Annotated in this window: 8 protein-coding genes and 1 pseudogene; 5 read left to right on the top strand and 4 right to left on the bottom strand. The window is 66.2% G+C overall.

From position 1 onward, the window contains the following. The 4 genes and pseudogenes from AC3WL2_RS24010 to AC3WL2_RS23995 form a co-directional block, all read right to left on the bottom strand. Positions 1-409: pseudogene (locus tag AC3WL2_RS24010) on the bottom strand (collagen-like protein); the annotation flags it as partial. Further along, positions 402-677, bottom strand: a complete 276-nt coding sequence (locus tag AC3WL2_RS24005) for a DUF1145 domain-containing protein (RefSeq protein WP_102684784.1) — start codon at positions 675-677, stop codon at positions 402-404. The gene AC3WL2_RS24005 and the pseudogene AC3WL2_RS24010, both read right to left, overlap by 8 nt. Before the next feature lie 97 nt (positions 678-774). Next, the gene (locus AC3WL2_RS24000; RefSeq protein ID WP_102684783.1) at positions 775-1494 is read right to left on the bottom strand and encodes a PA1041 family peptidoglycan-binding anchor lipoprotein; all 720 of its coding nucleotides are present in this window, start codon (positions 1492-1494) and stop codon (positions 775-777) included. An 89-nt stretch (positions 1495-1583) separates the two neighbouring features. After that, on the bottom strand, positions 1584-2276 hold the full coding sequence (locus AC3WL2_RS23995; protein ID WP_102684782.1) for a PA1041 family peptidoglycan-binding anchor lipoprotein: 693 nt from the start codon (positions 2274-2276) through the stop codon (positions 1584-1586). A 160-nt stretch (positions 2277-2436) separates the two neighbouring features. Between AC3WL2_RS23995 and AC3WL2_RS23990 the strand changes: the two genes are divergently transcribed. The 5 genes from AC3WL2_RS23990 (at position 2437) to AC3WL2_RS23970 (ending at position 6729) form a co-directional block, all read left to right on the top strand. After that, on the top strand, positions 2437-2931 hold the full coding sequence (locus AC3WL2_RS23990) for a DUF6231 family protein (protein ID WP_102684781.1): 495 nt from the start codon (positions 2437-2439) through the stop codon (positions 2929-2931). Between the two features lie 4 nt (positions 2932-2935). Then, the gene (locus AC3WL2_RS23985) at positions 2936-3412 is read left to right on the top strand and encodes a YchJ family protein (protein WP_102684780.1); all 477 of its coding nucleotides are present in this window, start codon (positions 2936-2938) and stop codon (positions 3410-3412) included. A gap of 2 nt (positions 3413-3414) precedes the next feature. Next, entirely contained in the window at positions 3415-3891 is a 477-nt protein-coding gene (locus AC3WL2_RS23980; protein WP_102684779.1) for an LEA/WHy family protein, read from the top strand. Between the two features lie 7 nt (positions 3892-3898). Continuing rightward, on the top strand, positions 3899-4102 hold the full coding sequence (locus AC3WL2_RS23975) for an SEC-C metal-binding domain-containing protein (protein WP_023632501.1): 204 nt from the start codon (positions 3899-3901) through the stop codon (positions 4100-4102). A 191-nt stretch (positions 4103-4293) separates the two neighbouring features. Further along, positions 4294-6729 carry a penicillin acylase family protein gene (locus AC3WL2_RS23970; RefSeq protein WP_102684778.1) on the top strand — a complete coding sequence of 812 codons (2436 nt, stop codon included), beginning with the start codon at positions 4294-4296 and terminating at the stop codon, positions 6727-6729. Positions 6730-6772 lie beyond the last annotated feature (43 nt).

Below are 6772 nucleotides of genomic sequence, written 5' to 3'. Positions count from 1 at the left end.
CCCCAGCCCCACCCCGGGCGTCGATCGATAGCCGATCCGCTTCCAGCGCCTGCAACCGCAGATCCAGGTTACGCCCCGGCCGCGCGGGCCGCTCGTAGCTTCCGGGCGCCCCAGGCGCACTGAATTCGCTACCCTCGCCCAGCCGAGCCGTCAACGCCTCGATGCTCAGGTCGCGCTCGGCCGGCGCGATGGCGATGCGCGCATCGCGCCCCAGTTCGAGCCGGTCGATCTTCAGCTCGGTAAGGCTGGCCGGTAGCAACAAGGTCGCCGAGTCGGCCACTCGCAGGTGCTCCAGGTGCACGCTAGCCGCCTTGTTCGGCAGGCGCAGCATCGAATGGGCAGCAACTTCCAGGCTCTCGGCCTGGGCCAAGGGTGTGGCCAGTACGGCCAGCAAAATCAGTTTACGCATGGCTCGGCGCCTCCTGCGACCGGGGGATGGACATGACATGGAAGATGCCGATCAACAGAATCTGCAAGCGGTCGAACCAGCGGTGACTGCGCCCACGCAAGCTGCCATTGAAGAACAGCACCTCGAGCACATGCAGCGACAGCAGGACGATACCTGCAGCATTGATCAGCAGATTGAGCGGCAATGGCTGTGGCATGAACAGGTTGAACAGCACCACACCCCAGAACGCCACCGTCAGAGCCTTGCCCAGGCCCAGGATGAACTTCATACCCCGCCCCCATGATTTATTGTTATGCCGACGCGGTCCGTTCGAGCGAACCGCGTCGGCAACAGTAACCCTACTGCCGGGGCATGCGCCAGAGGGGTCAGTTCAGGTGCAGTTCCACCCGTCGGTTGCGTGAGCGGCCTTCATCGGTGTCATTGTCGGCCACCGGCTCACTCTCGCCACGGCCCTGGCTGGTCACCTTGTTCGGCGCCAGGCCCTGGCTGATCAGGTACTCGGCAACACCGCTGGCACGGCGCTCGGACAGGCGCTGGTTGTAACTGTCGGAGCCCACGCTGTCAGTGAAACCGATCACCTTGACACTGGCCACACTGGGGTCGTTGAGCTTGGGCAGCAAGCCCTGCAGGCGCTGCTGTGCACCTTGGGTGAGTTCGGCGGAATCGAAGGCGAACAGCACCTGGCCCTGATCATCGAGCGTGATCACTTCCGAGGTCGCCGCAGGCTCCGGCTGCGGTGCGGCGGCTGGATACTGCGGCAATGGGCAGCCCATATGGTTGACCTGGGTGCCGGCCGGAGTATCCGGGCAGCGGTCGCGGCGGTCGAAAACGCCATCGCCATCCTCGTCGCCATCCTGGGCATAACAGATCAGGCCACCGGCAATCGCACCGGCAACGCCGGCACCAGCCGCCCAGCTGGAACTTTCGATGGCGCCCAGGCCGCCACCGACCAGGCCGCCAAGCAGGCTGCAGATGGGCCAGGTCCTTTGATTGAGGGGCGCGCTGCCATCGCTGTGGGTGGCGCAACCTGCCAGCAGGCTCGTGGCCACCACCAACGGCAGTGCCGCTTTCGACAAAACACGCATGGTGAATGCTCCTGTGTCGCCGGCCGCTACCGGTCACACAGGAGTAAAGACGTGCCCACGCCACTTCTCAAGGCGCGGGCACGTCGCCATCAACGCTGGATCTTGATCTCGGTTCGACGGTTCATGGCACGCCCGTCGGCGGTGGCGTTGTCGGCGACCGGCTGCGTTTCACCCGCCCCCACCACCGAGACGAAGCTGGCACGCGGCACACCGCTTTCGACCAGGTAGTTGGTCACCGACTGGGCGCGGCGCTCGGAGAGCTTCTGGTTGTAGCTGTCGGAACCGACGCTGTCGGTGTGGCCGGAAACGCTCAGGCGCGCGCTCGGGGCTTCCTGCTTGAGCCGCGTGGCGATGGTGTTCAGGCGCTCCTTGTCGGTGGCCGTCAGGCGTGCCGAGTCAAACTCGAAATGCACGTCACGGATGACGATGACTTCTTCCTTCTGTACCACGACTTCCTCGACCACCGGCACCGGCTCCGGCGGGCAGCCATTGGCGTCGACCTGCACGCCGCGCGGGGTGCCCGGGCACTTGTCGCGGCTGTCCGGTACGCCGTCGCCGTCTTCGTCACCGTCGCCATGGGCCCAGCAGTAACCCGCCGCCAGGCCGCCACCGAGCAAGGCGCCCCAGCCGGCCCAGCTGGAGCTCTCGATCGCGCCCAGGGCCGCGCCGCCCACACCCCCGACGGCAGCACACTTCGGCCAGTCGGTTTTCTGCAAACCTGCACAACCAGTCAACACACTGGTGAGCAGAACCAGGGGTATCGCTGTGCGTACTATGCTCATCTTGTTGCTTCTCCTAGGGGGAATCGGTAGAAAACCGATGCTCTGGGAGTAAAGACCGGCGCTTCCCGCTCTGCCAGCAATAAGCCACGCCGCAGCGGCGCACCCCTTTGCCCGCTGGCCTGGGACCGTTAGTCTTGAGCGACCTGAACGAGGAATGGCAATGACCGACGCTTTCTCCCAACGCACGCCCCAGCAGGCCCTGGCCGCCCTGTTGGAACGTTTCACCCCGCGCCACTTGCTGCTGGTGGGCAGCCGCTTCCCTGCCCTGGAAGCCTTCGCCGCCGCCCATCCCGATACCCACATCGAAGTTGCCGCACCCGGCCCGCTGCCTGCCGAACAGGCAGCCCGGCGCTTCGACCTGGCGGTACTGGTCGATTGCCTGGAACACCTGCCCAAGCGCACCGGCCTGGAGCTGCTGGGCGGCATCCGCAACCTCAACGCCAGCCGCGTCGCGGTGCTGGCCGACCTGGCTGCCTGCGGCTGGCAGGCCACCGATTTCTACTCGCTGGCGCTCTCGGCCAGCGAGCAGTTCCAGCGCGATGAACAGGTATTGAGCCTGTTCACCTATGATCTGCATGACTACAAACAAGTCCCGGACTGGCTCAATGCGAAGTTCTGGGCGAACCCCGAAAACTTCGGCAAGTACTGGTGGTGACCGAATGAGTGTCTCGATCTGCCCCTGCGGCAGTGGCAACCTGCTCGATACCTGCTGCGGGCACTATCACAGTGGAACACCAGCGCCGGATGCCCAGACGCTGATGCGTTCACGCTACAGCGCCTATGTGCTGGGCCTGGTGGATTACCTGGTGGCTACCACCCTGCCGGCCCAGCGCCCAGGCCTGGACCGCGCCGCGATGGCGGCCTGGAGCGCGCAGAGCACCTGGCTGGGCCTGGAGGTGGAGGGCGCCGAGGTGCTGGGCGGGCAGCCCGAGCATGCCTTCGTCACGTTCACCGCACGCTGGCACGACCTTGAGGGCGATCACCAGCACCGCGAGCGCTCGGCATTCGTCCAGCATGCCGGACGCTGGTATTTCATCGACCCGACCGCGCCCCTCAAGGCCGGACGCAACGACCCCTGCCCCTGCGCCAGCGGGCAGAAGTTCAAGAAATGCTGCGCCAGTTACTTCGGTAGTTGAGCATGCGCACCCTGGCTCGCCTGCTCTCGCTCAGCCTGCTACTGGGCGGATTGGCGGGCTGCGCCAGCTGGGGCGCTGATACCTGGCGCGAACCACAGTTGCACCTGCTCGAGGTGGAACCGGTGAAGGTGCGCCTGCACCAGCAGGAGTTCGTTCTGCACCTGCGCGTCGACAACCCCAACGACAGCCGCCTGTTCATCCGCCACCTGGCCTATTCTGTACGCCTCGGCGACCTGTTGCTGGCCGAAGACGAGGCCAGCCTGTGGCGCAGCGTTGGCGGCCATGCCCGGCGCACCTTCAAGGTCACCGTGCGGACCAATCTCTGGCAGCACCTCAAGCCTCTGGCAAAGCTGCTCAAGAGCGGGCAACCCGTGCAATACCAACTGCGGGGCGAGCTGGCCACCGGGCTGATCGTGCATCGGGACCTGCACTTGAGGCAAAGGGGTGAGATAATCCCCGGCGATCTTAAACCGGAGTAACGCTGCAATGACCCAACAACCCCATGTCCATGGCCCCGACTGCGATCACGATCACGGTCACGACCATCACCACGACCACGGCCATGTGCATGGCCCGCACTGCAACCACGGCCATCAGGAGCCAGTGCGCAACGCCCTGAAGGACGTCGGCCGCAACGACCCTTGCCCGTGCGGCAGCGAGAAGAAATTCAAGAAGTGCCACGGCGCCTGATCAACGTCAGCGTACGTGTTCAGGGCCAAGCCCACTCCCAGGCAAATCGTCGCGGGAACGGGCTTGGCCCATGATCAACCCGCTCCAGCATGACCACTGGTAAATAAAGCTCCCCGGCACCTTGCACGGCGACCGCGCGCTCACTACCTTAGCGCCTTTCAGAACCCGCCACGCCCTGCAGGAATCCAGCCATGGCCGCCCCCGTCCTTCCACCCTTCCCTCTCCGCCTCGGCAGTGCTGCCGCGTTGCTTGGCCTGCTTGCGCTGGGCGGCTGCCAGATGGGTGGCTATCAGGACAGCGTCCTGCCCAACAGCGGCGTGCAACCGCTCAAGGGCCTGGCGCAGAACGTCTCGGTACGGCGTAACGCCATGGGCGCGCCGCTGATCGAAAGCAGCAACTTCCATGATGCGCTGTTCAGCCTGGGCTACCTGCACGCAGGGGATCGCATCGAGCAGATGGTCGCCATGCGCCTGTTGGCCCAGGGGCGCCTGGCCGAGCTGGCGGGAGCCGACGCCCTGGCGATCGACCGGCTCATGCGCGCGGCCAACCTCAAGCAGAATGCCGGCCAGCTGTATGCCGATGCCTCGCCGCGCCTGAAGCGCTTCTTCGAAGTCTATGCCCGCGGGGTCAACGCCTACCTGTTCCGCTATCGCGACAAGTTGCCGGGCGAACTCGCTCGCAGCGGTTATCGCCCGGAATACTGGAAACCCGAGGATTCGGCGCTGATCTTCAGCCTCTACGCCTTCAGCCAGTCGGTGAACCTGCAGGAGGAACTGTCGGCATTGACCCTGGCGCAGAAGGTCGGTGCCGACAAGCTGGTCTGGCTGCTGCCCGGCGCTCCGGACGACCCCCTGGCCGACAGCGAAGTCGACAAACTCAAGGGCCTGAACCTGGCCAGCCAGCTGCCGGGCCTGGGCGCGCTCGCCGCCACTGGCCAGCAATTGGCCGACCTCGGCCTGCTGGGTGCCCCCGGCTCGAGCAACCTGGCCCTGGCGCCCCAGCGCAGCCGTGCCGGCAAGAGCCTGCTGGCCAGCGACAGCCGCGCCGCCTGGGCACTGAGCCCGGTGCAGATCCACACTGGCAAGTATCAGGTCGCCGGCCTGTCGTTGCCGGGGCTGCCGATCGTGCTGGCCGGCTACAACGGCAAGCTGGCCTGGAGCAGCAGCGCGGTGATGGCCGACAACCAGGACCTGTTCCTCGAGCAGGTGCGCCGCCAGGGCACCCAGCTGACCTACCTCGCCGACGGCAAGTGGCAACCGGCGCGTGCCCGCAACGAGACCTTCTTCGTTCGCGGCCAGCGCCCCCAGCGCGAGGTGATGTACGACACCCGCCACGGCACCCTGTTGCCGGGGCATGGCAGCCTGGCCCTGGCCCTGCATCTGCCGCAGCTCAAGGACGATCGCAGCCTCGATGCGCTGTTCGACCTGACCCGCGCGCAAAACATCGAGCGTGCCTTCGACAGCACCCGCGAGGTCGGTGCGGCGGCGCTGAACTTCGTGTTCGCCGAGCCCCAGCATATCGGTTGGCAGGTCAGCGGACGCTATCCCAACCGCCGTGAAGGCCAGGGCCTGCTGCCCTCGCCGGGCTGGGACGGGCGCTATGACTGGGATGGCTACGCCGATGCAATGCTGCACCCCTACGATCAGGACCCGCCCGCCGGCTTCATCGGCCACGCCAACCAGCGCAGCCTGCCCAAGGGCTATGGCATGCAGCTGTCGAGCAGCTGGTATTACCCCGAGCGCGCCGAGCGCATGGCCCAACTGGCCGGCAACGGTCGCCACGACAGCCGCAGCCTGATGGCTCTGCAGAACGATCAGGTGACCCTGCTGGCCGACAAGCTCAAGCAGATGTTCGACGCCCCCGGCATGGCCCAGCCGCTCAAGCAGGCCATCGACGCCCTGCCTGGCGCCCAGCGCGACAAGGCTCGCGACGCCCTGGCGCGGCTGAAGGCCTTCGATGGCCGGCTAAGCCCGGTGTCGGCCGATGCCGCGCTGTACGAACTGTTCCTCCAGGCGGTCACTCGCCAGACTTTCCTCGATGAACTGGGCCCGGAATCCAGCCCGGCATGGCAAGCGTTCATCGCCAATGCCAAGCTTTCCTACTCCGCCCAGTCCGACCACCTGCTGGGACGCGAGGACAGCCCGTTCTGGGATGATCGCGGCACGCCGCAAAAAGAAGACAAGCCCACCATCCTCGCCCGCAGCCTGGCTGCGGCGGTGGATGCCGGCACCACACAACTTGGCGCCGACCGCCGCGCCTGGCAGTGGGGCAAGCTGCATCAGTACCGCTGGCCGGCACCGGCCTATCACGGCCTGGGCGACAAACTCGAGCGCGCGCCCCTGGCGGCAGGCGGTGACTTCAGCACCCTGGCCCTGACGCCTTATGCCTGGGGGAGCAGCTTCGACACCCAACTGCCGGCCTCGGCGCGGATGATCGTTGATTTCGGGCAGACCGAACCGCTGCAGCTGCTGACCAGCAACGGCCAGTCCGGCAATCCGGCCAGCCGCCATTACAGCGATGGGCTCGATGCCTGGTTCAAGGGCCGCTTCACCAGCCTGCCGCTGCAACCGCAGAATTTTGCCCGGGCCTACGGCAGCCAGCGGTTGACGCTGGTGCCTGGCAAATAGGTCTCAGAGACCAGAGCCAGCAAAATCGAGCGCCGCGCGCGCG

The sequence above is a fragment of the Pseudomonas sp. FW305-96 genome (assembly GCF_058783825.1).
This window is presented reverse-complemented; position numbering and strand designations above follow the sequence as displayed.

What these genes read in the sequence shown, in the direction of transcription:
- AC3WL2_RS24005 (WP_102684784.1), bottom strand. Translation starts at nt 677, where the DNA reads ATGAAGTTCATCCTGGGCCTGGGCAAGGCTCTGACGGTGGCGTTCTGG.
- AC3WL2_RS24000 (WP_102684783.1), bottom strand. Translation starts at nt 1,494, where the DNA reads ATGCGTGTTTTGTCGAAAGCGGCACTGCCGTTGGTGGTGGCCACGAGC.
- AC3WL2_RS23995 (WP_102684782.1), bottom strand. Translation starts at nt 2,276, where the DNA reads ATGAGCATAGTACGCACAGCGATACCCCTGGTTCTGCTCACCAGTGTG.
- AC3WL2_RS23990 (WP_102684781.1), top strand. Translation starts at nt 2,437, where the DNA reads ATGACCGACGCTTTCTCCCAACGCACGCCCCAGCAGGCCCTGGCCGCC.
- AC3WL2_RS23985 (WP_102684780.1), top strand. Translation starts at nt 2,936, where the DNA reads ATGAGTGTCTCGATCTGCCCCTGCGGCAGTGGCAACCTGCTCGATACC.
- AC3WL2_RS23980 (WP_102684779.1), top strand. Translation starts at nt 3,415, where the DNA reads ATGCGCACCCTGGCTCGCCTGCTCTCGCTCAGCCTGCTACTGGGCGGA.
- AC3WL2_RS23975 (WP_023632501.1), top strand. Translation starts at nt 3,899, where the DNA reads ATGACCCAACAACCCCATGTCCATGGCCCCGACTGCGATCACGATCAC.
- AC3WL2_RS23970 (WP_102684778.1), top strand. Translation starts at nt 4,294, where the DNA reads ATGGCCGCCCCCGTCCTTCCACCCTTCCCTCTCCGCCTCGGCAGTGCT.